19 protein-coding genes are annotated in these 24,210 nt (G+C 56.1%); 10 read left to right on the forward strand and 9 right to left on the reverse strand.

Annotated features, from left to right (window positions below; all coding sequences use genetic code 11):
- Positions 1 to 45 precede the first annotated feature (45 nt).
- Positions 46 to 1,392: a tRNA uridine-5-carboxymethylaminomethyl(34) synthesis GTPase MnmE gene (mnmE, locus tag B5D61_RS19935; protein WP_078815190.1), complete on the forward strand. Its 1,347-nt coding sequence runs from the start codon at positions 46 to 48 to the stop codon at positions 1,390 to 1,392.
- 23 nt (positions 1,393 to 1,415) lie between these two features.
- Here mnmE and B5D61_RS19940 read toward each other — a convergent pair whose 3' ends face one another.
- Together B5D61_RS19940 and B5D61_RS19945 are read right to left on the reverse strand one after the other, a co-directional pair.
- Entirely contained in the window at positions 1,416 to 1,871 is a 456-nt protein-coding gene (locus tag B5D61_RS19940; RefSeq protein ID WP_217699024.1) for a hypothetical protein, read from the reverse strand.
- Between the two features lie 181 nt (positions 1,872 to 2,052).
- Entirely contained in the window at positions 2,053 to 2,526 is a 474-nt protein-coding gene (locus B5D61_RS19945; protein ID WP_078815225.1) for a peroxiredoxin, read from the reverse strand.
- Between the two features lie 99 nt (positions 2,527 to 2,625).
- On the opposite strand from B5D61_RS19945, the gene B5D61_RS19950 reads away from it, so the two are divergent.
- The 3 genes from B5D61_RS19950 to queD all read left to right on the forward strand — a co-directional run bounded on the left by B5D61_RS19950 (position 2,626) and on the right by queD (position 6,731).
- Positions 2,626 to 4,131 (forward strand): sulfatase family protein, encoded by a 1,506-nt coding sequence (locus B5D61_RS19950; protein ID WP_078815192.1) that lies wholly within the window; start codon positions 2,626 to 2,628, stop codon positions 4,129 to 4,131.
- A 148-nt stretch (positions 4,132 to 4,279) separates the two neighbouring features.
- Positions 4,280 to 6,322 carry a sulfatase gene (locus B5D61_RS19955; protein WP_078815193.1) on the forward strand — a complete coding sequence of 681 codons (2,043 nt, stop codon included), beginning with the start codon at positions 4,280 to 4,282 and terminating at the stop codon, positions 6,320 to 6,322.
- Positions 6,323 to 6,365: 43 nt separating this feature from the next.
- Complete coding sequence (gene queD / locus B5D61_RS19960; RefSeq protein WP_078815194.1) at positions 6,366 to 6,731, forward strand: 6-carboxytetrahydropterin synthase QueD; 366 nt, start codon at positions 6,366 to 6,368, stop codon at positions 6,729 to 6,731.
- 205 nt (positions 6,732 to 6,936) lie between these two features.
- Here queD and B5D61_RS19965 read toward each other — a convergent pair whose 3' ends face one another.
- Positions 6,937 to 7,407 (reverse strand): hypothetical protein, encoded by a 471-nt coding sequence (locus tag B5D61_RS19965; RefSeq protein ID WP_139373387.1) that lies wholly within the window; start codon positions 7,405 to 7,407, stop codon positions 6,937 to 6,939.
- A gap of 391 nt (positions 7,408 to 7,798) precedes the next feature.
- Positions 7,799 to 8,638: a ParA family protein gene (locus B5D61_RS19970; protein ID WP_342753395.1), complete on the reverse strand. Its 840-nt coding sequence runs from the start codon at positions 8,636 to 8,638 to the stop codon at positions 7,799 to 7,801.
- Here B5D61_RS19970 and B5D61_RS19975 point away from each other — a divergent pair.
- Positions 8,628 to 11,777, forward strand: coding sequence for a DEAD/DEAH box helicase (locus B5D61_RS19975; RefSeq protein WP_078815197.1), 3,150 nt, complete (start codon positions 8,628 to 8,630; stop codon positions 11,775 to 11,777). The two genes, B5D61_RS19970 and B5D61_RS19975, sit on opposite strands and share 11 nt — an antisense overlap.
- A 44-nt stretch (positions 11,778 to 11,821) precedes the next feature.
- Here the strand turns inward: B5D61_RS19975 and B5D61_RS19980 are convergent, their stop codons facing one another.
- Positions 11,822 to 13,093, reverse strand: coding sequence for a hypothetical protein (locus B5D61_RS19980; protein ID WP_217699025.1), 1,272 nt, complete (start codon positions 13,091 to 13,093; stop codon positions 11,822 to 11,824).
- A 92-nt stretch (positions 13,094 to 13,185) separates the two neighbouring features.
- Entirely contained in the window at positions 13,186 to 15,192 is a 2,007-nt protein-coding gene (ligA, locus tag B5D61_RS19985) for an NAD-dependent DNA ligase LigA (RefSeq protein ID WP_078815198.1), read from the reverse strand.
- Between the two features lie 208 nt (positions 15,193 to 15,400).
- Here ligA and B5D61_RS19990 point away from each other — a divergent pair, with 208 nt between their 5' ends.
- The gene (locus B5D61_RS19990; protein ID WP_078815199.1) at positions 15,401 to 16,183 is read left to right on the forward strand and encodes a PEP-CTERM sorting domain-containing protein; all 783 of its coding nucleotides are present in this window, start codon (positions 15,401 to 15,403) and stop codon (positions 16,181 to 16,183) included.
- Positions 16,184 to 16,207: 24 nt separating this feature from the next.
- Here B5D61_RS19990 and menD read toward each other — a convergent pair whose 3' ends face one another.
- Both menD and B5D61_RS20000 read right to left on the reverse strand, forming a co-directional pair.
- Positions 16,208 to 17,749: a 2-succinyl-5-enolpyruvyl-6-hydroxy-3-cyclohexene-1-carboxylic-acid synthase gene (menD, locus tag B5D61_RS19995; RefSeq protein WP_078815200.1), complete on the reverse strand. Its 1,542-nt coding sequence runs from the start codon at positions 17,747 to 17,749 to the stop codon at positions 16,208 to 16,210.
- 24 nt (positions 17,750 to 17,773) lie between these two features.
- Complete coding sequence (locus B5D61_RS20000) at positions 17,774 to 18,724, reverse strand: chorismate-binding protein (RefSeq protein WP_176159557.1); 951 nt, start codon at positions 18,722 to 18,724, stop codon at positions 17,774 to 17,776.
- A gap of 159 nt (positions 18,725 to 18,883) precedes the next feature.
- On the opposite strand from B5D61_RS20000, the gene B5D61_RS20005 reads away from it, so the two are divergent.
- Together B5D61_RS20005 and B5D61_RS20010 are read left to right on the forward strand one after the other, a co-directional pair.
- On the forward strand, positions 18,884 to 19,519 hold the full coding sequence (locus B5D61_RS20005) for a hypothetical protein (protein WP_139373388.1): 636 nt from the start codon (positions 18,884 to 18,886) through the stop codon (positions 19,517 to 19,519).
- The gene (locus tag B5D61_RS20010; protein ID WP_078815203.1) at positions 19,519 to 20,268 is read left to right on the forward strand and encodes a TlyA family RNA methyltransferase; all 750 of its coding nucleotides are present in this window, start codon (positions 19,519 to 19,521) and stop codon (positions 20,266 to 20,268) included. Before B5D61_RS20005 ends, B5D61_RS20010 begins: the two co-directional genes overlap by 1 nt.
- Here the strand turns inward: B5D61_RS20010 and B5D61_RS20015 are convergent.
- Positions 20,257 to 20,691: a hypothetical protein gene (locus tag B5D61_RS20015; protein ID WP_078815204.1), complete on the reverse strand. Its 435-nt coding sequence runs from the start codon at positions 20,689 to 20,691 to the stop codon at positions 20,257 to 20,259. The two genes, B5D61_RS20010 and B5D61_RS20015, sit on opposite strands and share 12 nt — an antisense overlap.
- Before the next feature lie 416 nt (positions 20,692 to 21,107).
- Between B5D61_RS20015 and B5D61_RS20020 the strand changes: the two genes are divergently transcribed.
- Together B5D61_RS20020 and B5D61_RS20025 are read left to right on the forward strand one after the other, a co-directional pair.
- The gene (locus B5D61_RS20020; RefSeq protein ID WP_078815205.1) at positions 21,108 to 22,397 is read left to right on the forward strand and encodes a sulfatase family protein; all 1,290 of its coding nucleotides are present in this window, start codon (positions 21,108 to 21,110) and stop codon (positions 22,395 to 22,397) included.
- 14 nt (positions 22,398 to 22,411) lie between these two features.
- Positions 22,412 to 24,208 carry an arylsulfatase gene (locus B5D61_RS20025; RefSeq protein WP_078815206.1) on the forward strand — a complete coding sequence of 599 codons (1,797 nt, stop codon included), beginning with the start codon at positions 22,412 to 22,414 and terminating at the stop codon, positions 24,206 to 24,208.
- Positions 24,209 to 24,210 lie beyond the last annotated feature (2 nt).

The raw sequence follows: 24,210 nt of genomic DNA on the forward strand, positions 1-24,210 counted from the left end.
GACAAGTCAGCCGTTTGCTTTTAATCTCACGCACTTTTTTCTTCGATGCTCCAGGACACGATTGCTGCTATCTCGACGGCTTTGGGTGAGGCTGCCATTAGCGTCATTCGCATCACTGGAGGAGGGGCTTTCCCCCTGGCAGAAAAGGTTTTTCGCGGGTCGCGATCCTTGCACGAGCTTCAACGACGGCAGGCCCATTTGGTGACAGCTGTCGATGCCTCCGGGGACACGTTAGACCAGGGCTTGCTCCTGCTGTTTTCCGCCCCCGCAAGTTACACGGGAGAAGATGTCGTCGAGTTTCACGGTCACGGAGGGCTCTTAGTCACGCAGAAACTCTTGGAAGCTGTTTTGACGGCTGGAGCACGACCTGCCGAGCCGGGTGAGTTTACCCAGCGGGCGTTTCTGAACGGCAAAATGGATCTTACCCAGGCGGAAGCTGTCATGGACTTGATCCATGCTCAAAGCACGCTGGCACTGAAAGCCGCTCATGAGCAACTCGGCGGTGCCATCGGGCGCGAAGCTACGGTCTTGAGGGAAGAACTCATCCCCGTCTTAGCTCATGTCGAGGCATACATTGATTTTCCTGAAGAGGATATCTCTCCCGACACGGGCGCGGCTTTAGTGGCCAAAATGGATCATGTGCTGGAGCGCACTCACCGACTACTGGCCACCAGTGAGCAAGGTAGGATCCTGCGTCACGGAGCCCGCACAGTCATTTGCGGTGAGCCGAATGTCGGTAAATCGAGCTTACTGAATCTTTTGTTAGGTTTTGAGCGTGCCATTGTCAGCTCGATCGCCGGCACGACGCGAGATACCATTGAGGAGATCATCCAGGTTCACGGCATCCCTTTGCGGCTGGTCGATACGGCGGGTCTCCGCTCCAGCACGGATGATATCGAGCGCATTGGCATCGAGCGCACACAGCGCGAGCTTGAGCGTGCAGATCTTGTGCTTGAGGTGGTGGATGGCAGCCTGCCTCCTGCTCAGGCAAAACGTGTTACACTCCCTCCTGGTGCAGAGGGACGTCATCTCTTGATTCTCAATAAAGCAGATCAAGGTCTTGCTCCTGGCTGGCAGGAGGGGATCTCTTTATCATGCCGTGAGACAACGGGCGTCGATGCCCTTCGTGATGCCATCCGCGCGGTCGTTATGCGCGCAGGCACGATGCAGGCGGACCACCCTGTCGCCATCAATGCGCGTCATAAAGCTTGCTTTGAGCGCATTGCAGACCGGGTCATGGCGGCGCGTGTGGCCTTGATCGATGGGGCAGGTCCAGAATATGTAGCGCTGGATCTGCGTGAGGCTCTGCAAGCGCTTGGAGAGGTAACTGGCGGTGTCGATATCGAGCAGATTCTGGATGTGATCTTTTCCTCGTTCTGCATCGGGAAATAACGGCACCACCACCCTATCTGGCTTTAGCGGCGAGATTCGAAAGCATCGTAATAGCCTCGTTCAAAGCTGCGCCGAAAGCGTGGATCATAACTTCCCACATGGGCACCGGCATCCGCTTGCCTTCCGGCCACACGATCTCTCAAGCCATATTCATACCCCTGGTTGTAAGAGGGATCGTTGCTCGGAGCTTGTGTGGAAGGCGAGTCGTCGGGATACGCTGGAGTCGGTCGGTTTTGACCATATCCCGGGGCGGCACTGGAGTTGGACTGATAGCCTTGGGTGTAGCCATCCTGATACGCTTGGGCTTGAGCCGAGTTGTAACCATAAGGATTGGACGAACCGCGTCTTAGGCCGCTGCGGCCGTCATCGGCTCCGTCCTTCCATCCGCGAGTGTAGGCCTGCTGAGATTGATTTCGGTCATACTCCCGCATGTCAGAGCGGTATTCCTCCCGTCCTGATGGATAGGGAGGCGGTGCCATTGGCGGACCGAAGGGAGAAATGGGATTCCCGTAAGGATCGACGCATTGAGTAAGCGCCAGGGGTAGGCAGCAAAGAATCAGAAGACGCATGGAACTGGTTTTAGCTCAAACGGTGCTGAATGGCGAAGCGTTTAAACGATTTCTTGGGGGTAAATGAGATCTTCTCGTGTTGGCCGGGAACTCACAGAACCTCCATGATTTGCGCTAAGTGTGCCTCTGGCTTTACTTTCGGGAAAATGGCTTTGATCAGGCCATCAGGTGAAATCACGAATGTGGTGCGTTCGGTGCCCATGTATTTTTTGCCATACATGTTTTTCTCCACCCAAACACCGTAGGCGTTCACGATCTTCTGATCGGGATCGCTGAGGATGGGGAAGGGTAAGGAGTGCTTTTGAATGAACTTCTCGTGACTCTTCACGCTGTCGATACTGACCCCAAAGACTTTCGCTCGGTTTTTGAGATCACTCCATCCATCGCGGAGCGCACAGGCTTGTTTCGTGCAGCCAGGGGTGTCATCTTTGGGATAAAAGTAAAGAACCACGGTATGGCCTTGGAGATCGGCGAGGCTGATTTCAGAACCACTGCGATAGCCACCTCCCACAACGGGGGCATTGAAGGCGGGGGCAGGGGAACCAAGATCGGGATAGGTCGTCATCGGCTGGATTAACGCACCGAGTTCAGACATGCGCTGCATCTTTTTACAGAGGAACGATTCGGAGAGGTAAGACCCGTCTTTCACGGGCGTTTTCACGCCATGGGATGGGTTCAATATTTTCGTTGGGTAGCAGGTGTCTCCACCTGTGTTTGGAGCATGACAGTTCAGGCGGCAGAGCGGCCAAACATCTTGCTGATACTGCCAGATCAGATGCGCGCTAGCGCCATGGGCTGTGATGGTAACCCCGATGTCAAAACGCCGAACATTGATCGCCTCGCCGAGGAGGGCATGCGATTCAAACGCACCTATGCCAATGTGCCGGTCTGCTGTCCCGCACGGGCCATCATGCTGACCGGCACTTACCCTCATGTGAACGGGATGATCGCCAATGACCTGCGTCTGCGCGAGGAGCAGGCGACCTTGGCTGAGAAACTCCAAGAGGCAGGTTATCGCACGGGTTTTGTCGGTAAATGGCACCTCGATGGTGGCCCACGCGATCCCGGTTTTGTGCCGCCGGGGCCACGCCGCCAAGGCTTTGAATTTTGGGCGGCTTATGAGTGCCATCATCGGCATTTCGAGCCCACTTACTTTCGCGATACCCCTGAGATGATCACGGTGCAGAAGTTCGAGCCTGAGGCTTCCTGCGACTTCGCTGTGGAGTTCCTACGCTCTCAGCCCAAGGATAAGCCCTTCTTTCTCACTGTGCAGATGGGACCACCTCATGATCCCTATGGTGCGCCGGAGGAATACATGAAGCAGTATGATCCGGCGAAGCTGACTCCACCCGTGAGCTGGCAAGCCGGAAGTGAAAGCCGACCCACGCCCAAGGCGGGGCTGCGTCGTGGGCCTCTGGCCAATCGCTTCGTGCCTCTGGGGGGGCGGGAGGAGATCGCAGCTTACTACGCCGCTATCACGGCTATCGATGATCAGGTCGGGCGTCTGCTTCAAGTACTCAAGGAAACCGGAGCGGATGAGGATACCCTCATCCTTTTCATCTCTGACCATGGCGATATGCTGGGAGATCACGGGCTGCGCCGGAAGCGTAAACCGCATGATGAATCTGCGCGTGTCCCAGGCATCTTCCGCTGGCTGCACAAGATTCCTCAGGGCCGCGTGGTGGACACGCTGTTTAGCCATGTGGATGTAGCACCGACTTTGTTAGGCCTAGCCGGCCTGGATGTGCCACCCCAGATGCAGGGGGCCGATCTCTCCAAGGTGGCTTTGGGGCAAACCACCGAGGGACCTGAAGCGGTGTTGCTCCAGATTTTTGTGCCGTTCAATCCTGATCAAGTCAGCAAGCCATGGCGTGGGCTCGTGACCCAGGACTACACCTATGCTCGGTTTGAAGACGAGCCTTGGGTGCTTTTCGATCATGCGGTGGATCCCCACGAGATGAATAATTTGGCGACCGATCCCAAGCATACCGCTCTGCGTGGCCGACTGGATAAGCAGTTGAGCGCTTTGATGGAAAAGAATGGAGATTCATGGTCTTTCAATTCCAGCGACCTCGTTGAAGAAGGGGGGCGGCTCTATCGCTTCGAAACCTTTTACACTTTGGACGAGTTTCGAGCCTGGGCCAAAGCCAACCCCGAGAAGGCGAAGTAACCTAGCATGATGGAATGATCTCCTGGGTAGGAAGTCTGTGAGATCAGCCTCGAGCTTCACTTCATTGCCTTCCCAGTGACCGGGCGTTTTTCAATGTCTGTGGCATGAGGTTGCAAGCGATGCCCGCGAATGCTCCAATGGCGGGCACATGTTCTCTTCGAGAAAATTTCTTCTGCTTTGGCTCGTCCTCTGGCCATGGCTTGACGTAGCTGCCGCGCCTGTTCGCAGTGCGTATGGCAAACCCAATGTTCTTTTCATCATTGCCGATGATCTGCGGGACTATCCCGCTTGGCTTGGCGGGCATCCCCAAGCCCAGACGCCCAACATGGATCGCTTGGCCAAGATGGGCATGCGCTTCACCAATGCCCATTGCAATTACGCCCTGTGCAATCCTTCCCGCACAAGCCTTCTCACGGGGCTGTTACCCTCCAGCAGTGGGGTTTTTGGCAATGAGCAGGACTGGCGGCGCAGCGTGCAGGTCCAGGGGAAAATGACGTTGCCCGAGTATTTTAAATCCCGCGGGTTTCTGACAGCTGCGGGCGGGAAGATTTTTCATGCGAATCACGGTGGACCGGAGGGACGGCTTGCGGGTTGGCATGGAGGGCGTCGCGGCTTCGAGCAAGATGCGGCATGGGAGACCCGCTTTCCTGAGCCAGGAGTCCAGATCCCTGATCTACCCGTTCACACGGGGCAGAATTTCAATGGCCTCGATATCTGGCATTGGGATTGGGGTAAGATCGATGTGCCTGATGCCCTGACGGACGATGGAGCGGTGGTTTCTTGGGCAACGGATTTTCTCTCGAAGAAGACGCGCAAACCCTTCTTCCTTTCAGTGGGACTTTATCGACCGCATTCCCCTTGGTATGTGCCGCAGAAGTACTTCGATATGTTTCCTCTCGAAGGCATTCAGCTTCCCGAGGTGAAGGCCGATGACCTGGCTGATGTTCCAGACTTTGCCAAAGGCCAGGAGAAGCCCGGGGGGAATCATGACCGCATCGTCCAGGCCGGAAAATGGAAAGAGGCTGTGCAGGCTTATCTGGCCAGCGTGGCTTTTTGTGATGCCATGCTGGGGCAAGTGGTCGATGCCGCTCTAGCTGGACCCAATGCCAAAAATACGATCATCGCCTTCACGGCGGACCACGGCTGGTATCTGGGGGAAAAACAGATGTGGCATAAAGGAAAGCTCTGGGAGGAAGCCACTCACGTTCCACTCACCATTTATGCCCCTGGAGTCACGAAGCCGGAGACCCTCAGTGATGAACCCGTCTCGTTGGTTGATCTCTACCCCACATTCTGCGATCTGGTGAAAGTGCCGAAGCCCGAGCACCTGGATGGCAGCAGCCTGCTACCGTTGCTCAAAGATCCTTCCGCGAAGAGAGCGAAACCTGCCGTTACCGCAATGGGCGGTGGCGAGAAAGTCAGCTATGCCGCGCGAAGCCAGCGCTGGCGCTACATCCGCTATGCGGATGGGAGCGAGGAACTTTATGATCATCAGGCAGATCCCCATGAGTGGACCAATCTGGCCTCAGATCCTGCTCATGCCGGATTGAAGGAGGAATTGGGGGCTACGTTTCCCAAGGAATTCAAAAGGGCCTCCCGAACGGGAGTCGAAGTGGGGAGCACGCCCAGTGACGACGGTAGCGTGCATCTCAAGCTGCAGATCGGTGATGATCTGACTCCTGAGGAGTCTCCTCGGCTGGAAGGCCGGGGCATTTTTGTCGATGCTGCTTTTGACTACAATCCGCAGGTGGATGCCGACAGCTCATTGGTGACCCAAGGGGGCGAACAAATGGGCTGGGCGCTGCACCTCGTGGCGGGAAAACCCACTCTCACCGTCTTTGTTGACGGGAAATCGACCTCCATCAGTGGCGATGGTCTCTCCGCCGGGCGTTGCAATGTCCGAGCCATGATCGATGCCGATGGCCTCATGTCCCTGGCTGTTCCTGGTCGTAGCGAGGTTCTTGCACCGACCCCTTTTGCAGAGGGGTTTCCCCGCCAACCCAATCAGGGACTGAGGGCGGGACAAAGCTTTGGCCCGCTCTCCAACAAGGCCTATCCCAACAGCACGCCTTGGGATGGGGCGGTGCAACGCCTGCGAGTGACCGTATTTGCACCGAAGGCAGCGCCGATTCCACCCTCACCAACGCCGGATCAGCCCCTTCCGCAAGATACGGGTAAGTCGAGCAATTGACCTTGAGCTCATTGAGGTTTAAACCCTATCTTCCATTTCACTCATGCGCTGCCGCATCATCAAAGACTTTCGTTTCGAAGCCGCCCAAACGCTGCCGAATCTCCCTGACAGCCACAAGTGCACCCGCATGCATGGTCATAGTTTTAAGGTGGAAATCGCTGTTGAAGGGGAGGTGGACCCCCATATCGGCTGGGTCTATGACCACGCGGAAATCAGCAAAGCCATGAAACCGCTCGTGGACCGCATGGACCATGCTTATCTCAACGAGATCGAAGGGCTGGAGAATCCCACGATTGAAAACATGGCCGCTTGGCTCTGGCGCAAGCTCGCACCCCAGCTCCCCGGCCTTTGCGAAATCGTCATCTACGAAACCCCCTCAGCCCGCTGCGTCTTTCGAGGCGAGTTTTGACAGTCAGCTGCTTGCTCTCGCACGATGAAACTAGGCGAGTCCGATACTAAGCAGGCATCCAGATCAAGGCGAGATCACCAACCCAACAAGATGTGAATCTTGCTGCTACATCTACCGTCTGTTTGTTTGAGCGAGTCGCAAAAACTGCGATGATCAATTTCGCAAAGCGTCAGTGACACAAATCGTTTTCCCATTGGCCCTTAGCTCAACGGAAAACAGGCGTGAGCAAGAAGGGGCTGGACTGACGAACGGCAGCAGCCTGGCGACCTTCTTTAGCAGGGCGCACATAAGAAGTGTTCACCACTGCTTCACGTTTGCTAATGGATACATGGCTAACCCGACGATCCAGGGAGCGTAAAAACTGAACCAGCATGACAATCAAGGCCGAGTTCAAAACGCTGGCAGCCAACAGCAGAACATACTTGCCAACAGTCGCTGCCAGAGTTGCGATCATGGACGGGAGCCAACTTGAGACATCCGTGATGGTTCTAAGCATTGAACTCTCCTGGCCGGAGCTGTGAGCGGCGGCGAGATCCAGCATGAAGAAACAGCCGCCAATGATGAACAAAGTGGCGGTGAGTAAGAACACAAAATCAAAACCAGACAGACGTGCCTGACGAGCTTGGCGGGCGGGAGGCTCGGCCAGCAGCATAAGTGGGGTGGCTGAACGGATCATAATAATTGAAATGGATTATAGACTCCATACGCTACGTGCCAACTAAATATTTAAACAAGTTAACAAATTTTTAGTTAGTGTTCGTTTGATTATGTTGTTGCGAGTTGGCCTAACTGAAGGTGTGGAATGGATGTTGTTACTTGGCTGTATTTCCAGGCTCTTCGGCAGGCAGTGAGAGTCTGGGGATCAAAGATCAGATGACGCTGAACTCGATGTGCTCTTCCGCGCAAACTCATCTAACCTCACCTTCGGGTAAGCTCACATCGTCGCAGAAGATTCAGGCCCTTGAGGGGCCTTGTGCGGGACATGGAGAGTTCGCAAAAAGGACCTATTAAGGACATCCATGGCAGTTCCTTTTTTGCGGAAGGTGGTATCCGCTAATGCTAGCTGCTTATTTGGTGGCACGTCGGGCAAGGAACTCCTCGGCCAGCGCTCTGTAGGCTTGGGAACCACGGCCATTGGGCTCGTATTCAATGATGGATTTACCGAAGCTTGGGGCCTCTCCGAGGCGAATGGTGCGCGGAATGATGGTGTTGTAAATCACTTCCGCGAAGTAACTCTTCACATCATTCACCACTTGGTTCGCCAGGTTGGCCCGCTGGTCGTACATCGTCATCACGATGCCTTCGAGAAGAAGGTTCGGATTCACGCCGCAGTCACGGATTTGCTGCACGACTTGGACGATGCTGGAGAGACCCTCTAGGCCGAAATATTCGCACTGGATCGGTACCAGCATTTCATCTGCTGCGGCCAGGGCTGAGGTCATCAGTACGCCAAGGGAAGGGGGGCAGTCGAGGAAGATGTAATCGAAGTGATTACTATGACGCAGTTGGTCCAATACTTCACGGAGTCGGGTGAGGTGATTGCCGCGCTGAGCCAGCTCAATCTCACATCCTGCCAATTCCTGATGGCTGCGGATGACGGACAGATGAGGCATGCGCGTGCTACGAATCACCTCATGAGGATCGGTGCCCTCCACGAGAGCTGAATAAATACTGCCTCCCTCTTCCTTGGCTAGACCCAGGCCGCTCGTTGCATTGCCTTGGGAGTCCAGATCGATCAGGAGACAGCGCACGCCCATTTGAGCGAGACATGCTGACAGATTGACGGAGGTGGTTGTTTTACCCACGCCGCCCTTTTGATTGGTGATCGCAACTATCCGCATAAACTTGCCTTGACGGGCGACATTGAACGGGAACCATGCCCCGCGCCAGAAAGAAATGGAATTCACGGAGAAATGGTTGGGAGAAATTGGTGGCTGGCAGGCCATGAAGGCTGCGCGTGGCCTTGTGGACGCCGGGTTGGTCGAGCTGCAAAAAGCGGAGGCCGGACTCGTGCGTGGCCTGGCCGGTAGCGGAAGGATGAAGTTTGCCTGTGGTCTGCGTATCCGCAGTCGCAGTGATGTGGATAATCTCTGCACCTGTCCATCCTCCCGCCGAGGCCTGATCTGTGAGCATTCGCTGGCGGTGGCACTGGTGTATCTGAATCCCACGAAACCCGCTGCTGCCAAGGTTCCACCTCCGGGGATTCGTCAAGAGCAAGCTGGAGCAGGCGCACGCGCATCCACACCAGCAGTGGCATCGGCGCCTTTGCCCCCTGTGCCCAAGGCGCGTCAGCCTCGACGTGTGCTCGGACGCTTTACGCTATTTTTGCCGGAAAACCTCCTCCAGGGCATCACTCGCGAGCCCCTGGGCGCTTACGTGAAGTTTGAATCTGGAGGCGAGCCTGAGGAGTCGCTATTCGCGGCTTGGCTGTCCGAGCAGGGGATCAAGGCCCAGAGTGCACCGATGTCCCTGACGGCCAAAGCCATGGCTGATCTCCTCTCAGTTCTGGCGGATCATCCTCGTGTCATTGCGGGTAAGCCCTCCGGTGGGGGGGTATCCCTGGCTGTTGCTGCAGAGCCAGTTCGCCTGCCTCTGATCGTCGAAGCCGAAGGCGCTCAGGTGAAGCTCAGTTTGGAAGGTGCGGGACAAGGGCCTCTTTTCAAAAGTCAGCCTGCAGGGTGGTGGCTGTGCCGGGAAACCCAGAGCCTGTTCAGTCTTCCACCTTTAGAGACAGAGTTGTCTCGTTTGTTGGCGGAGTTGCCTTGTCGGCGACCCATCGCCTGGTTCATCCAGCAGCGCGAGGCGTTGGCTGAAGGGTTTCTGGTCGAGACCCGAGGGCGCGAGCTGGAACACTTCCATGTCGCCCCCGTCCCGTGCACCTTTGAACTGCGTCTGGAAGGTTCTCTCCAGGCCGTCGATGTAACGCTCTCCGCCGAATATCAGGGGTTGAGATGGAACATTAACTCTTCCGGGCTTTCTAGCGAAGTGGATAAAAAGTTTCCTCTTCAGGATCAAGAATCTCCGGGGACTTTTTACGTAGCCAACAGAATGGCCGAAACGCGTCTTTTGGCCCGTCTTCAGTTCTTGGGATTCAAGTCGGCGGGGCTAAGATTGGGCTCGGTGGATACCGAGGTTTTCCGTCTGATAGGGGCGGAGAGTGTGATGCGCTTTTTTGCCACTGACCTGCCACGTTTGCGTCAGGAGGTGAAGGTGATCGAGGGGGAGAAATGGCGCGTGGCCACTCGCGGCGTGGCGCGGATTCAACCGCAGGTGCGTCAAGTGCCGATGGACGGAGAACGATCCTCTGGAGCCGATTGGCTGGCCATGGAGTTCGGTTACGAGTCTCCCGATGGCTTCAAATTGTCTCGCTCGGAAGTGCTGCGCTTGGTGCGGTCTGGTCAGCGCTCAGTCCAGGGCAAGAATGGCAAACGCTACCTGCTTGATCTCCAGCAGGTGGAGGAGTTTGAGGACACACTGAAGGACGTGCCTCTTCAGATCACGCCAGATGGGGCGCGCATCAGTGCGCTGCACGCCTCCTATTTCTTGCCTGAGCAGGAGTCTGCCGTCCCGTTACCGGAAGAGAAAAAGACCCTGGACGCATTGGGCGAATTGGGAGCCCGACTTCGCCCCTATCAGCTTCTAGGGGTGCGCTGGATGACCGGCCTTGCTCAAGCAGGGCGGGGAGGACTTTTGGGCGATGAAATGGGGCTGGGAAAAACCGTCCAGAGTATCGCGGTGGTGTCGAACTACGTGGGGGAGAAAAGTGACAAAGAGAGACAGGTCTGTCTCATCGTCTGCCCAAAGTCTCTGACAGGCAACTGGCGGGCTGAATTCGAGCGTTTTGCACCCCACCTGAAGGTGGCTGTTTCACAGGGGGACAAGCGGGATCGAGTGCTCAGTCAATTGAAGGAATTGGATGTGCTCATCACCACCTATCAGTTGGTCGTCCGTGATGAGAAGGTGATTCAAAAACAGGCTTGGGGGTTGGTCTTGCTCGATGAGGCCAGCTACATCCGAAATCCTGATACCGACGCGGCCAAAGCTCTCCGCAGTCTCAAGGCGCATGCACGCATCGCCCTCACCGGCACACCGGTGGAGAACAGCACCCGAGATCTTTGGTCGATCTATCAATTCCTCCTGCCGGGGTATCTGGGCAGCCGCGATGGCTTCAAAGAGCGCTTTGAGCAGCCGATCCAAACCGCTCTGGGAACTCCTGCCGGACAAGCTGCCAGTGAGCGGCTGAAAAAACTCATTCGCCCCTACTTCCTCCGGCGGACGAAACGTGAGGTGCTGAAGGATCTGCCCGAGAAGATTGAGCAGGTGCTCTGGTGCGAACCGAGCCCCGCTCAGGGTGAGGTCTATCGTCGTCTGCTCGAAGAAGGGCGCGATGAGATCAAGGCGGCTCGCAAACGATCCGGTCAGAATGGGGCCAAGATGACCATGTTCACGGTCTTGTTGCGTTTGCGTCAGGCTTGCTGTGATCTTCGTCTCACGGGTTTACAGGCGGATACTTTAGGCAAGCTGGAGCGCGAGGACCTCTCGGGTAAGTGGCCCATGCTGGAAGAGCGTCTGGAGTCCATTCTGGAGGGCGGCGGCAAGGTGCTGATTTTCAGCCAATTCGTGCAGTATCTTCAGCACGTGCGCACCCTGCTCAAAGAGCAGAACCTGGAGCATGCCTATCTCGATGGTAGCAGTCAGGATCGTGAAGCTCAGGTCAAACGCTTCCAGACAGACCCGAACTGCCGCGTCTTCCTCATCAGTTTGAAGGCGGGTGGCTACGGTCTTAACCTAACGGCGGCCGATCATGTGATCCTGCTCGACCCCTGGTGGAACCCCGCTGTTGAAGCGCAGGCCATTGACCGCGCTCACCGTATCGGTCAGCAACGTGTCGTGACCGCTTACCGCCTCGCCATGCGCGGCACGGTGGAGGAGCGCATTCTGGCCCTCCAGGCGAAAAAGCGTGGTCTGGTCGAAGCCGCCCTGGACGAGAAATCACCGCTCATGGCTGGGCTGAATGAATCCGACTTGGAGGAGCTGATCAGTTGACCAAGTGAGTCTGACTTGTCGTTCCAGAGGTATGACTTGCCCATTTACAGCAGGCCATGTCGACGTGCCTTCCAGTAGGCGCCAAGGTGGTAAATGATTCCACAGCTTGAGTTGTGCCGGTAGTCGCACTGGAGGATGACGTCGCGAAGGCGTTGTTTCTGCTCGGCGGGAATTTCGGGCTGCGGGAGCATGAGGGGGACAATGGCCGATTCACCAGCTTCACGGGTGATGTGCCAGATCTCGCGGTAGGCTCCCCACTGGGGATTGGGGTAACCCTTTTGATTCTTCCAGACCGGCACTTTGCGCCAGTCGGGACCGAGCATCTGCATCTCTGTGGGGGACTTTTTGGCGATTTGTGAGCAGATGTAGGCCGTGCGCTTGGTGGCCAACTGGGCGACGTGGGCCATGACCTTTTCGATCTCGCTCTTCAGTGAGTTCTCAGGTTCCAGAGCTAGGAGTAGCTCCAGCGAGCACTGCATCTGGAGGAGGGCGTAGGCGGGTTTGTGACCATCCGGTGTGGCGGATTGCTTGACCGCTTCCGCGACGTATCGGCGCCACTCTTTGCGGTAGCGCTCATCCTGAGTCACATCCCAAGCCGCTGCGTAGATCATGGGCAGGCGGGCAGCTTCATGGGCCTGCACATTCCACATGCGACAGATGCCGAGGGGACAGTGCTGGCCATCGGCGCGGCAGAAGTCGTAATCGTTCTCTGGGGTCACGAACTGGATCATGCGATCCGCCACCGCTGCGAGAATATTGCGGATTTCGCCCTTCGTGGCCTCGTCCACCAGCGGGCTGTGGTAATACTTCCACAGACCATGAACAAAGTGGGTGTATTGATCTCGCGAGGAGTTGATGTAAACGCTCTTTCGGTCTTCGGGGCAGACGTTGCGTGCGACATAACCCGGGACTCCGTGGACGGTGGCGCTCAAGCGCATGCCATTAAAAACCTGGCTCATGCGCTCGCGTAAAGCCTCGTCCTGAGTCACCGCATAACGATCCGCGAGAATGCTCAGCATGGCTCCCCCGAGGATCATGCCATCCTCCATGCCAGTGCTGTAGCCACAGGGATTGGGAAACTGGTGCTTCACTTCCTCCGCCGTAGGTAGGTGGGCCAACTCCTTGCCCGGCTCATAACTGCTGAGGTAGTCCGCGAAGGTCTGCACATCCTTATGGAAAAAGCGATCCCAGGTGACTTGCCAGGCCTCGTCGATCTTGGTTTCCAGCGCAGCAGGCGGACCTTTCGCTGCTGAAGAAAATGGAGTTGAACCCGCGTAGAAAACAAGGGCAATGAGGAATGCAGTCAGGAACTTCATGAGAAAAGCCCCGGCATCTCTTCGAGCGAATCGGATACCGGGGAGAAATGTATTACAGAGCGCCAACCGAGAAGCTTCAGGAAAAATGTAATTTAGAGCATTCCGCGAAACTCTTCTTCACTGAGGATCTTCACACCCAGTTTCGTGGCCTTGTCGAGCTTGCTACCGGCTTCGTCACCGGCTAGGAGATAGGTCGTCTTGCCACTAACGCTGCCGCTGACTTTGCCTCCATTGGCCCGGATGATGTCGGCGATGCTTTCGCGATCTTGGCTGAGGGTGCCAGTGATGACCCAGGTGGTGCCCTGGAGCTTGTCACTCGCGGCTTCGACGGTTCGCTGTGCCAGGGTTAAACCCGCTTCACGCAGACGATTCAGGAGGGTGAGATTCGTGGCATCTCGGAACCAGGCATGAAGGCTCTGAGCAACCACGCTGCCGATATCTGGACACTGCGAGAGTTCCTCGATACTGGCTTTCTCAATGGCGTCGATGCTGCCGAAATGCTCCAGCAGCTTGCGTGCACCGCCAGCGCCGACGTGCAGGATGCCGAGACCAAACAGCAGACGCCAGGCATCCTGTTGTTTGCTGGCTTGGATCGCTTTCAAAAGGTTGTCGATGCTCTTGTTGCCCATTCGCTCCAGGCGGGAGAGTTTGAAAATATCGAGCTGATAGAGATCCGCCGCGTCTTCGACCGTGGGTTTACCATTCAGCGGGGTGTCCACCAGTTGAGCCACCACGGATTCGCCGAGGCCGCTGATGTCCATGGCGCCACGGCTCACAAAATGTTCGAGTCGGCGCTTCACCACCTCGGGGCAGTGAGGGTTGGGGCAGCGGATCACGACTTGCTCTTCATCGCGATGCACAGAGCTGCCGCAGATCGGGCAGGTGGATGGCACGGGGATTGGAGTTTCCTCGCCTGTGCGCAGTTCCTTTTTCACCATCACCACCGCAGGGATGATCTCCCCGGCTTTTTCAATCACCACCGTGTCCCCCACGCGAATGTCTTTGCGCTCGATTTCCTCAAAGTTGTGCAGGGTCGCGTTGCTCACGGTGGAGCCACTGAGGAAGACGGGCGTTAAGCGTGCGACGGGAGTGAGCGCTCCGGTGCGGCCAACCTGGATATCCACCGACAGCACCTTGGTCTCGGCCTGTTCGGGCTGATACTTGTAAGCGATGGCCCACCGTGGGGCTTTGCTGGTGGCTCCGAGCTCGCGTTGATCGGCAAAGGCATTGACTTTAATCACTGCGCCATCGGTTTCATAGGGCAGGGATTTGCGGCGTTCATCCAGCTCGCGAATGGCCTCCAGCAGGCCTTCAGCCGTGTCTTTTCTCCAGATGAGATCGGCCTTGCGCAGGCCCGCTCGTTGTAGCAGCTCATGCACCTCAGACTGGGATGCAATCGGGTGATCCCAGGAATCGGCGAGGCCATAGAAAACGATGTCCAGGGGCCGCTTGGCCACGATCTTGGGGTCCAGCAGCTTCAGTGTGCCTGCTGTGGAGTTCCGCGGATTGGCAAAGCGGGGTTCACCGGCTTCTTCACGCTCCTGATTCAGTTTGGCAAAGTTGGCCTTGGTCATGAACACCTCGCCACGCACCTCGAAGGTTTGAGGGCCCTCTTTGGGCAAGCGCAGCGGCAGGCTCTTGATGGTCTTGAGGTTATGCGTCACGTCATCGCCAGTCTGGCCATCACCACGGGTGGCACCGTGTTTGAGCACACCGTTTTCATAACGGATGCTGATGGCGACTCCATCCACCTTCGGCTCAATGACGCAGTCGATCGTCTCCCGATTCAAACCTTTCTGAAGACGGGCAAAGAAGGCCACCAACTCGCTCTCAGAATAGGTGTTATCCAGGCTCATCATCGGCACGCTGTGGCGGATCTGGGTAAAACCTTCAATGGGGGCACCGCCCACACGCTGCGTGGGAGAGTCCGCCGTGAGCAGATCGGGAAATTGGGTTTCCAAGCCCTGCAATTCGCGCAATAACGCATCGAACTCCTGGTCCGTGATCTCCGTCCTCGCCTCGACATAGTAGAGGTGATTGTGGCGATGCAGTTCAGTGCGGAGATACTCGGCACGAGAGGAAGCTTCAGCGTGGGTCATGCGCGGATCTGTTTAGCGGGGAAGATAGGAATGGGAAACTGGAAATCACATGGCTCCGGAAACCGTAGGTTTCACTGGCTGACTCAGGGTGAGGGGAAAACGGATTCTTGATGGTTAAGTGAAAGCTTTATTAGATTCGGTGAACGTCTTGTGAGACATCCAAGTTATCGCGAATTGAATAGGTGAGAAATCCGTGAGAGGGGAAGAAATGACAAAATGGATTTTTACCCTCACACTGGCGAGTGTCTTGAGTTGGACTGCACTGACTTCAGGAGCTGTCTTGCTTCAGCAAGAAGCGGGTGTGTTTGCTTTTGAAGCCGAGGATTATTCGTCGCTGACGGGCAGCGGCTGGTCGGTGATTACGACTTCTGGTGGCACTCAGACCATTCCTACCGGCTCCAATGTGGTCGGTGATGCACTCTACACTCATGGTGGCGGCTCACCGAGTTCCTTTGCCACTTATGATCTCCAGTTCACTTCGGATGGCACGTATTACGTGTTCACAAAATACTCCATGTATGATCGGTCGAACTCCACACCGCCTCCGAGCTATGGAAACGAGGACTCCTTTTACCTGCCGCGTGATCTCGGGATCGCCGCAGCCACAGGCGCAGGGCAGGACAATGATTGGTATGCCCAGCACCTACCAAGCCAGGGGCACCTTCCTGCCGCCAGTGAGACACCCAACCCCAATGAAGGACAGTATTTTTACTGGGATATGGGACAGTTTTCAGGGGATTCTACGGCAGCGTTGACCTTCACTGTTACAGGAGCCAGTGTTGAAAACCCCTTGGATGTTACTTTCACCATCGGTAACCGCGAGGGTGGGGTAGCGATTGATCGTTTTGTGCTCAGCACCACCAATTACAATGCCTCCATCAGTGGCGGTAACAGTGCGACTCTGGATGGCATCGCTTCCGTACCGGAGCCCTCACGGAGCTTGTTCATATTGCTCGCGTTGGTTGCTTTGGCACTGCGGCGCCGCCGTTGAGTCAAAGGGCACCTGCCGACAGCACTAGGCGAGTTTGGAGTAGAAGGTGTCGGTTTGCTCAGCATCGGGAATGACCTCGATGAGAAGGGGCCCTTCGGGTAGATCGTCCAGTTGGTCGGGATGTGTGACCTTGAGGTAACCGAGCCCCCACATCTCGGCCCACGGCCCGAAGTGAACGCGATGGCGGTTCTCAATGATGTGGCGAGCTTCGCGCGAAAGGCCACGGAGAGATTTAACGCGGGCAAAGATCTTGCCGCCTCCATTATTGATTACCACGAGGCGACGATTGGCCTTTGGAAGTTGAGCCATGATCCAGGGGGCGGCCAGATCATAGAGAGCACTGAGATCTCCCAAGATCAGCCAACTCTCACGAACGATGGCCGAAGTTCCCAGCCAAGTAGAAACGAGTCCGTCGATGCCATTGGCTCCGCGGTTAGCTAAAAACTCAACTTGGGGATGGATGAACCCTACCCCGAGATTGAATTCGCGGATGGGGAGACTGTTTCCTAAAAAGACCTGCGAGCCGTCGGGGATGTGCATGGCTAGTTCACGCATCCAACCTGGCTCAGACAAGGGATGATCACTCAGGGCCGCCTGGATGTCAGGAACCTGACTGGCGACGATGGCAGGAGGGAGTTGATAACGGCCCATTTCGGCCAAGCATGACCAAGGCAGCGTCTGCACCCGCTCTCGCCGAGCCAGCCCAGGAAAGGGCAGTCGGGTAATGTTGGTGACATGGATTTCGGGATGATTTTCCAATTCTCTCCACCACGTGGCGGTAGGCACACCACCGATCCTCAAGATCTGTTGGGCATCCAGAGCCGTGAGATGGGACTCCCCCGCTGGATAGAGAAGATGATCCAGCTTGGGGCGATTCGGCCACTTCCCCCAGAGATTGGACGTAGCTTCCGCCATGACAGGCAGGCCCAGCTTAGCAAGCAAGGGGGCTGCCTCTTCTGCTTCAGAGACGGAGAGCCCCGAGGCCAGAACGGCGGTCGGTTCGTTCGCCAAAGCAAAGGCGGGTGATGCGGGTTGTTTGGGAGTGCCCGGTCCGTGGTGCGCCAGGAAATCAATGCCGCTCAAATTGGTGGCTAGAGGTTCGTCCAGGCAGATATTGATGTGCAAGGGGCGCGGACCGATGCGTGTTGGCCAAGAGAGACTGGCCCCCACCTCGACATCCAGGCATGCTGACACGTAGGGGCCAAAAAGATCTTTTTGCTCGATGGCCTGGGGAGCCCCCGTGCCACGATATCGGCGTGGACGATCTGCTGTGATCAGCACGAGAGGTAACCCTTGATAATGAGCCTCGATGACCGCAGGCAGCAACTCCGCTGAGGCTGTGCCCGAGGTGGTCAAGACAGCCACGGGAGCTTTATCGGCCAAGATGCGCCCAATGGCGAAAAACGCTGCACTGCGTTCTTCAAAAAAGTTCCAGAGTTTCACTCCTTCACTTTCAGTCAGTGCGGCAATGATCGGAGCATTCCGAGCGCCAGCAGCCACACAGACTTCGGCGACACCCATGCGGGCGAGCGCCGTCAAAAGGGAACGGACGATGAGGGTGTTCATGCAGAGGGAGCGGAGCTAACTGCACTAGAGGCCGAGCATGGTCACCACGGACTCTCGCTTGAGACGCAGTTCACGCCATTCGTGATCGAAGGCGCTACCTCCTACAATGCCACAACCCGAGGGAAGTTGCGCTTCATCCTTGGTCCAGCCAAGGCCTCGGATAGCCACCACCATATGACAAGTATTTCCCTGACCGGGCTCGATAAAACCAAAGGGAGCCCCGAAGAAACTTGGCACATCAAGTTGAGTGCGGTATTCACGCAGCTTGGTCAGCCAATGTTCCTCTCGTGGTAGGCAACCCACAGCAGGGGTCGGGTGCAGTTGAGTTACCAAGGCTCCGGGGTCCATCGTTTGATCGAGCATCACCCGCAGATTCGTCTGAAAATGCAGCAAATTGGCGGCTTGGCAGAGGCCGCGTGGGTCTCGCTCCACGTTGCCGAGGGCATTGAGTCGTTCGGTGAGGTAACGCACGACGATTTCATGTTCCTCAATCTCCTTCACATCGGTCAGGAAGGCTTCCTGGGCTCCTGGTTTGGCCGTGCCAGCCAGGGCCATGGTTTCCACGGAGGAACCTTGAGCTCGGAACAGTAACTCGGGAGTCGCTCCCAGAAAGCCCTGCCCAGCCTGCACCCAGCCGTAACCCCAAGTGTTGGTGGGAGCGGTCATCACTTTTTCCAAAAGTCGCACGGGGTCTCCCTGAGTGATGGTGCCGCGCTCGGTCAGCACGGGCACCATTTTTTCCAGCCGTTTCGACAAAACTTCGCGCCGGATGCGACGGAATGCCATCTTGAACCATTCTGTCGAAGGCTTGGCCCACTGAATTTTGGGGGGCGTAGCTCCATTCCATCCGGCTTTCTGAGCCAGGGAGTCAGCGCTTACCTCCACGAGCTGAGAGGGCTTTTTCCATGGACGCTTATCACTCAGGTCAAAATCGTTGACGTAGAAGACGCCGCCCTCGGCCGGGGCTTCCGCCAAAGATTCAAATGGACCTTGGCCGATCCACGCCCTTCCTCCGGGCAACCTGAATAGTGCAATATCAATCATGTGAGCTTCTATAGTGAAACGCGTCGCACGGCGTGCAAGGGGCGAGGATTTCGCTTTTCCGTTTTCTCAATCCGCGTTTACATGGAGATCATGCGATTGACTCAATTTGCTCTTGCCCTCACCATCATTCTTCTTGCCATCACCGGTTACCTCGCCTGGGAAGGCCAGCAGGCGGCCAAAGGAGCACGTGAGGAGCTGGCGTTTGTGAAAAAACAGCAGGCGGCAGATCGAGCCGCCAGCCCTGAGGCATCCAGTTTGGTGCCCTTGCCGAGCGTCCCGGCGACTTCCGTTACTCCGCCACCCGAACCCGGCACGATTGCCAAAAAAGAAGCGGATCCCGAATTAGCCGAGGTGATGGCGGGTGCAGGAGCTCTGCCAGGAGGAGGTTTGACGGTGCCTAAATCCGTGATCCAGGCGGAAAGCCAAGGAATCTCCACCAACACCTTAACTCCCATGCAGAAGCAGGTGCTTGCCATTCCAGCGGTGGCTAAGGTCAAAACGGTCGTTAAAGAACAGGGTTTTGTCGTGCTGGATGCAGGTTCCAAGGCTGGGCTGACCAAAGGTCAGCAGCTCGAAGTGCGGCGTGATAGCGCTATCCTTGGCAAAATCACCGTTACAGACTCGATTGAAGAAACCGAAGCCGTGGCGGATCTGGACTTCGCCTCCATCCCAACCGGTGTGAGTATTGAACCAGGGGATGAGGTCATCGCTCCCGTGTCACGCTAATGGCGCGCATTCGACTCGATCTTGCTCTCGTTCAGCGGGGGCTTTCCTCTTCACGAGAGCAGGCTAAGCGACTCATCATGGCCGGTGAAGTCCTGCTCGGTGAAGAGATCATCACCAAGCCCGGCTGGCTGGTGCGTCAAGATGCGCCATTGCGTGTGAAGGAGATGCCTCGTTTTGTCAGTCGTGGCGGATTGAAAATGGAAGGTGCTCTGGAGCACTTCGGCATCGATGTCACGGGCTGGGTGGCGATGGATGTCGGGGCTTCGACGGGTGGTTTCACGGACTGCCTGCTGCAACGGGGTGCGGTGAAGGTTTACGCCTTTGATGTCGGCACCAATCAGATGGTGTGGAAGCTGCGCAGTGATCCCCGGGTGGTCTGTCGGGAAAATTTTAACGTGCGTCATCTTCAGCCCATGGATGTCCCAGAGCTCGTGGACTTTATCGTTGCCGATGTGTCCTTCATTTCCCTCACCCTCGTTCTGCCAGGAGCTCTGGCCGTCCTGAAGCCCGGAGGTCAGGCCCTGGTCCTGGTCAAACCCCAGTTTGAACTCAGTCGGGATGAGGTCGGTAAGGGGGGCATTGTCCGGGAGCCGGAGTTGCACGCAAAAGCCTGCTCACGTTTGCAGTCCTTCATCGAAAAACGCCCGGAATTCGAATGGAAGGGACTTGTCGAGTCTTCGATCCAGGGAACGGACGGCAATCGTGAATTCCTGGCATGGTTCGCACGTCGCCCAACGTCACCAGAGTGAAAAGCCGATCGTCGTCGCCCTGCGGACCTTACGATTACCGATCAGGCATGCACCCGCCACCGCATATAAAATGTTCAAGGTGCCGAGCCAGAATGGTAGAAGTCCGGCAGGGACGAGACTGAATTGATCCTCATCCAAAGACGGCTCCACCTGAGTGAGGAAGTAAACGCCTAAAGCGCTGAACAGCAGAAATAAAACCCCGAGGAGGTGCCGACAACAGGCCTGAGCGCGCATCATGCCGTGCATCGGCATGATCGTGAGTAGGAACCACAGACTTGCAGCAACGGCCCAACTCATCACCCCGTGAGCGGTCAGTAAGACAACAATGACAACGCCTACGCTCAGGTGAGCGATCAGAATTCGACGTGTGAAATACACATCTTCTTTGAGTAGGCCAACTCGTTGGCGCTGGATATCTAACATGAGGGAAAAAGCGGAGGGCGTGGGCCTTTCTTGAAAAAGTTAAGAATTTGCTTCGATCTAAACCGAGATGCTAATCCAAACTAATACAGTGAAGACTTGGACTCCTTTCGGATTGAGTCAAGATTGTAGGATGAATTAGGGGATATCTGATGTTACCGAAAATCACTGCAAAGTTGCACCGGATGTCTCGTTTTGGTGATGTCTCTGGGGCGAAAGGCTTCATTCGAGCTTCTTAGTGGTGAAGTCGGCACAGCATATTCAGGGCCAGATTTCACAGGCTAGGACGCCAATGGCCAAAAGTTTCGGAGTCATTCGCTCAACACCTCCTCTTGTTTATAGTGAAGCCATTCATTCATTTTCTAGCTGCCGCTTGGGTATTGATTCTTAGTTCGAGTCTGTGGGCAGACGCGCCAAACATGGTCGTGATTTTTGCCGATGATTTAGGTTATGGAGACCTGGGGTGCTACGGTTCACCGACGATTCGCACGCCGCACCTGGACCGAATGGCGGCTGAGGGAATGCGATTCACGGATTTCTATGTGGCTTCGGAAGTGTGCTCCCCCAGCCGTGCCGCGCTCTTAACGGGACGTTATCCCATCCGCAGTGGGATGTATGGGCCTCGGCGAGTGCTGTTTCCGAATTCAAAAGGAGGATTGCCTGATTCTGAAATCACGATTGCAGAAGCTCTGAAAGCGAAGGGATATGCCACCGCGCATGTGGGCAAATGGCACCTTGGAATCCACGAGGGATCGCGTCCCCTGGAGCAGGGATTTGATCTGAGCGTGGGGCTTCCTTACTCCAATGACATGGACGGTCGCCCTGGATTGCCGAAAGGATCGTCGGGTTCCCCGAATCCGCCTGAAGACGGCTGGAATGTCCCCTTGATGCGCAATGGAGAAATCATCGAGCAACCCGCGAAGCAGACGGCGTTAACGCGTCGTTACACCGAGGAGGCCGTGAAGTTCATCGAGTCGAATAAGCAGAAGCCTTTCTTTTTATACATGGCGCACAGCTTTCCTCACGTGCCGCTTTTTGCGTCTCCGGCTTTTAAAGGGAAGAGCCGTGCGGGGATTTTTGGGGATGCCGTGGAGGAGTTGGACTGGAGTGTGGGCGAAGTCTTGGATTGTTTGCGGAAGCAAGGCTTGGCTGAAAATACCCTGGTCTTCTTCACGAGTGACAATGGTCCTTGGCTTATTATGGGAGACCAAGGCGGCAGTGCAGGGCCTCTGAAAGATGGTAAGGGAAGCACCTGGGAAGGCGGCATGCGTGTGCCCGGAATCGCCTGGATGCCGGGACGCATTCAACCTACGGTGAGCTCCGTGATGACTCAGTCCATGGACTTGTTACCGACCTTTTTGGCCATGGCTGGAGCCGATAAGCCGCAGGGGGTGACTCTGGATGGTGAAGACCTTTCGAGTCTGTTGTTTGAAGGCAGCCCATTGCCCGAGAGGCCCTTCTTCTTTTATCGCGGAGATAAGCTTTATGCCTGCCGCTTAGGAGAATGGAAGGCTCACTTCAAAACGCAGACGGGTTATGGCCAAGCCAAGCCTGATCTGTATGAGCCGCCTCTACTGTTCCATCTGGGTAAAGACCCTTCAGAAAAGCGTGATGTGGCTGCCCAATATCCTGAGGTGGTGGCTCAAATTCAAAAAGCCGTGGAGGCTCACCAAGCCGGTGTCGTTCCCGGGAAAATGCAATTCGACTGAGTGGGAGGTGTGATATGAAACATGCCCTTGTCATCGCTTTTTGTTGGCTGACTCAGATGACCCTGTGGGCGGCCTCGCCCAATGTGTTGCTGATCTTAACGGATGATCAGGGGTTCGGGGATCTCTCGATCCATGGTAATCCTCATCTTCAAACGCCCCATATTGATCAGCTCGGGCACAGTGGGGTGCGCTTTGACCGCTTCTACGTGAACTCTTTTTGTGCCCCCACTCGCGCGGCACTGCTCACGGGGCGCTACCCATTGCGAACAGGATGCCATGGCGTCACGCACAATCGGGAAGCCATGAAGCCCTCCGAGGTGACGCTGGCCGAAGCCTTCAAACGGGCGGGGTATCGGAGCGCTTGCTTGGGAAAGTGGCACAATGGCGAGCAATATCCCTACACCCCGGCTGGGCAGGGCTTCGATGAAGTCTTTGGGTTCAACAATGGCCACTGGAACAACTATTTCGATGCCACACTTTTGCGAGGATCCACCCCGGAAAAGACCACGGGTTACATTTCTGACGTGCTGACGGATGAAGCGATTAAGTTCATCAGTGCGAGCAAGGATAAGCCTTTCTTTTGCTACTTAGCATACAATGCCCCGCATTCACCGTATCAGGTCCCTGATCGCTATTTCGATAAATTCAAAGCCAAAGGACTGGAGGATGTCTTAGCCGCCTTTTACGGCATGTGTGAAAACTTGGACGACAATGTGGGGCGCCTTCTCAAGCATTTGGATAAGACGGGATTGGCGAACGATACCCTCGTTCTGTTCCTCACCGATAACGGTGGCACGGCTGGGGTGAAAACATGGAATGCAGGGATGCGAGGAGGCAAAACCAGTGTGCATGAAGGGGGGAGTCGAGTGCCTCTGTTTATGCGCTGGCCAGCCGCGAAATGGAAGCCCCATGAGGTAAAGCCGATTGTCTCGCACATTGATCTCTACCCGACTCTACTGGATCTTTGTGGCATTCATCTGCCTGCGGGACCTCCCTTGGACGGTCTGAGCTTGCGGCCCTTATTGGAGGATGAAACGGCCCATTCTTGGCCGGAGCGGGTGCTTTTTACTCACAATCCGATTGATGAAACCAATCGTTATCCCGGGGCTGTCCGCACCCAACGATACCGACTCGTGCGCGAGATCAAAGGCCCATCGGGGGGCTCGAAGGCTAAGGCGGCTGACGACACCGCCTCCCCTTGGCAACTTTACGACATGGAAAAAGATCCCGGTGAGAAAGTGGATATCGCCGAGACTCATCCCGAAGTGGTGGAGGAACTGAGCACAAAATATGAATCGTGGTTTGCCGATATATCTAAAGACCGACTGAAGCGGTATCCTCTTCCAGTGGGGCATTCAGAACAGAACCCCGTCGAGCTACATGCCCCGCAGAGCTTCTTCACTCCTCCGCTGCATTTTGCCTCCGGCCCAGGATTCGCGAATGACTGGCTCACGGGCTGGACAGACTCCAAAGCGAAGGTCTGGTTTGATCTCGAAGTGACTCAAGGCGGCCTTTATGAGGTGGAGTTGGCCTTGGCTTGTCCCGACATGGACGCGGGTTCTCAGCTGAAGTTGGTGGCAGGTGAATCTTCATTGTTTCTGACCGTGCCTTCGGCTCCTCCTGTGGAGGTTCCTTTGCCGCATCGAGATGAAGCTAGTAAAGGCCGCTACCGCAATCGAAACTGGACGCACCTCTCAGCGGGGACACTTGAGCTTCCCAAAGGGGCTGTGACGTTGGTGCTTGAACCCCTTTCCATGCCGGGATCGCAAGTGCTGGAGCTGAAGCATGTGAAGCTAAGGCTCGTGAAATAAGC

It is taken from the genome of Prosthecobacter debontii (assembly GCF_900167535.1).
Taxonomy (GTDB): Bacteria; Verrucomicrobiota; Verrucomicrobiia; order Verrucomicrobiales; family Verrucomicrobiaceae; genus Prosthecobacter; species Prosthecobacter debontii.

Coding starts and splice junctions, on each gene's coding strand:
- mnmE (WP_078815190.1), top strand. CDS start 46: ATGCTCCAGGACACGATTGCTGCTATCTCGACGGCTTTGGGTGAGGCT.
- B5D61_RS19940 (WP_217699024.1), bottom strand. CDS start 1,871: ATGGCACCGCCTCCCTATCCATCAGGACGGGAGGAATACCGCTCTGAC.
- B5D61_RS19945 (WP_078815225.1), bottom strand. CDS start 2,526: ATGACGACCTATCCCGATCTTGGTTCCCCTGCCCCCGCCTTCAATGCC.
- B5D61_RS19950 (WP_078815192.1), top strand. CDS start 2,626: ATGGGATGGGTTCAATATTTTCGTTGGGTAGCAGGTGTCTCCACCTGT.
- B5D61_RS19955 (WP_078815193.1), top strand. CDS start 4,280: ATGTTCTCTTCGAGAAAATTTCTTCTGCTTTGGCTCGTCCTCTGGCCA.
- queD (WP_078815194.1), top strand. CDS start 6,366: ATGCGCTGCCGCATCATCAAAGACTTTCGTTTCGAAGCCGCCCAAACG.
- B5D61_RS19965 (WP_139373387.1), bottom strand. CDS start 7,407: ATGATCCGTTCAGCCACCCCACTTATGCTGCTGGCCGAGCCTCCCGCC.
- B5D61_RS19975 (WP_078815197.1), top strand. CDS start 8,628: ATGGAATTCACGGAGAAATGGTTGGGAGAAATTGGTGGCTGGCAGGCC.
- B5D61_RS19980 (WP_217699025.1), bottom strand. CDS start 13,093: ATGAAGTTCCTGACTGCATTCCTCATTGCCCTTGTTTTCTACGCGGGT.
- ligA (WP_078815198.1), bottom strand. CDS start 15,192: ATGACCCACGCTGAAGCTTCCTCTCGTGCCGAGTATCTCCGCACTGAA.
- B5D61_RS19990 (WP_078815199.1), top strand. CDS start 15,401: ATGACAAAATGGATTTTTACCCTCACACTGGCGAGTGTCTTGAGTTGG.
- menD (WP_078815200.1), bottom strand. CDS start 17,749: ATGAACACCCTCATCGTCCGTTCCCTTTTGACGGCGCTCGCCCGCATG.
- B5D61_RS20005 (WP_139373388.1), top strand. CDS start 18,884: ATGCGATTGACTCAATTTGCTCTTGCCCTCACCATCATTCTTCTTGCC.
- B5D61_RS20010 (WP_078815203.1), top strand. CDS start 19,519: ATGGCGCGCATTCGACTCGATCTTGCTCTCGTTCAGCGGGGGCTTTCC.
- B5D61_RS20015 (WP_078815204.1), bottom strand. CDS start 20,691: ATGTTAGATATCCAGCGCCAACGAGTTGGCCTACTCAAAGAAGATGTG.
- B5D61_RS20020 (WP_078815205.1), top strand. CDS start 21,108: ATGGTCGTGATTTTTGCCGATGATTTAGGTTATGGAGACCTGGGGTGC.
- B5D61_RS20025 (WP_078815206.1), top strand. CDS start 22,412: ATGAAACATGCCCTTGTCATCGCTTTTTGTTGGCTGACTCAGATGACC.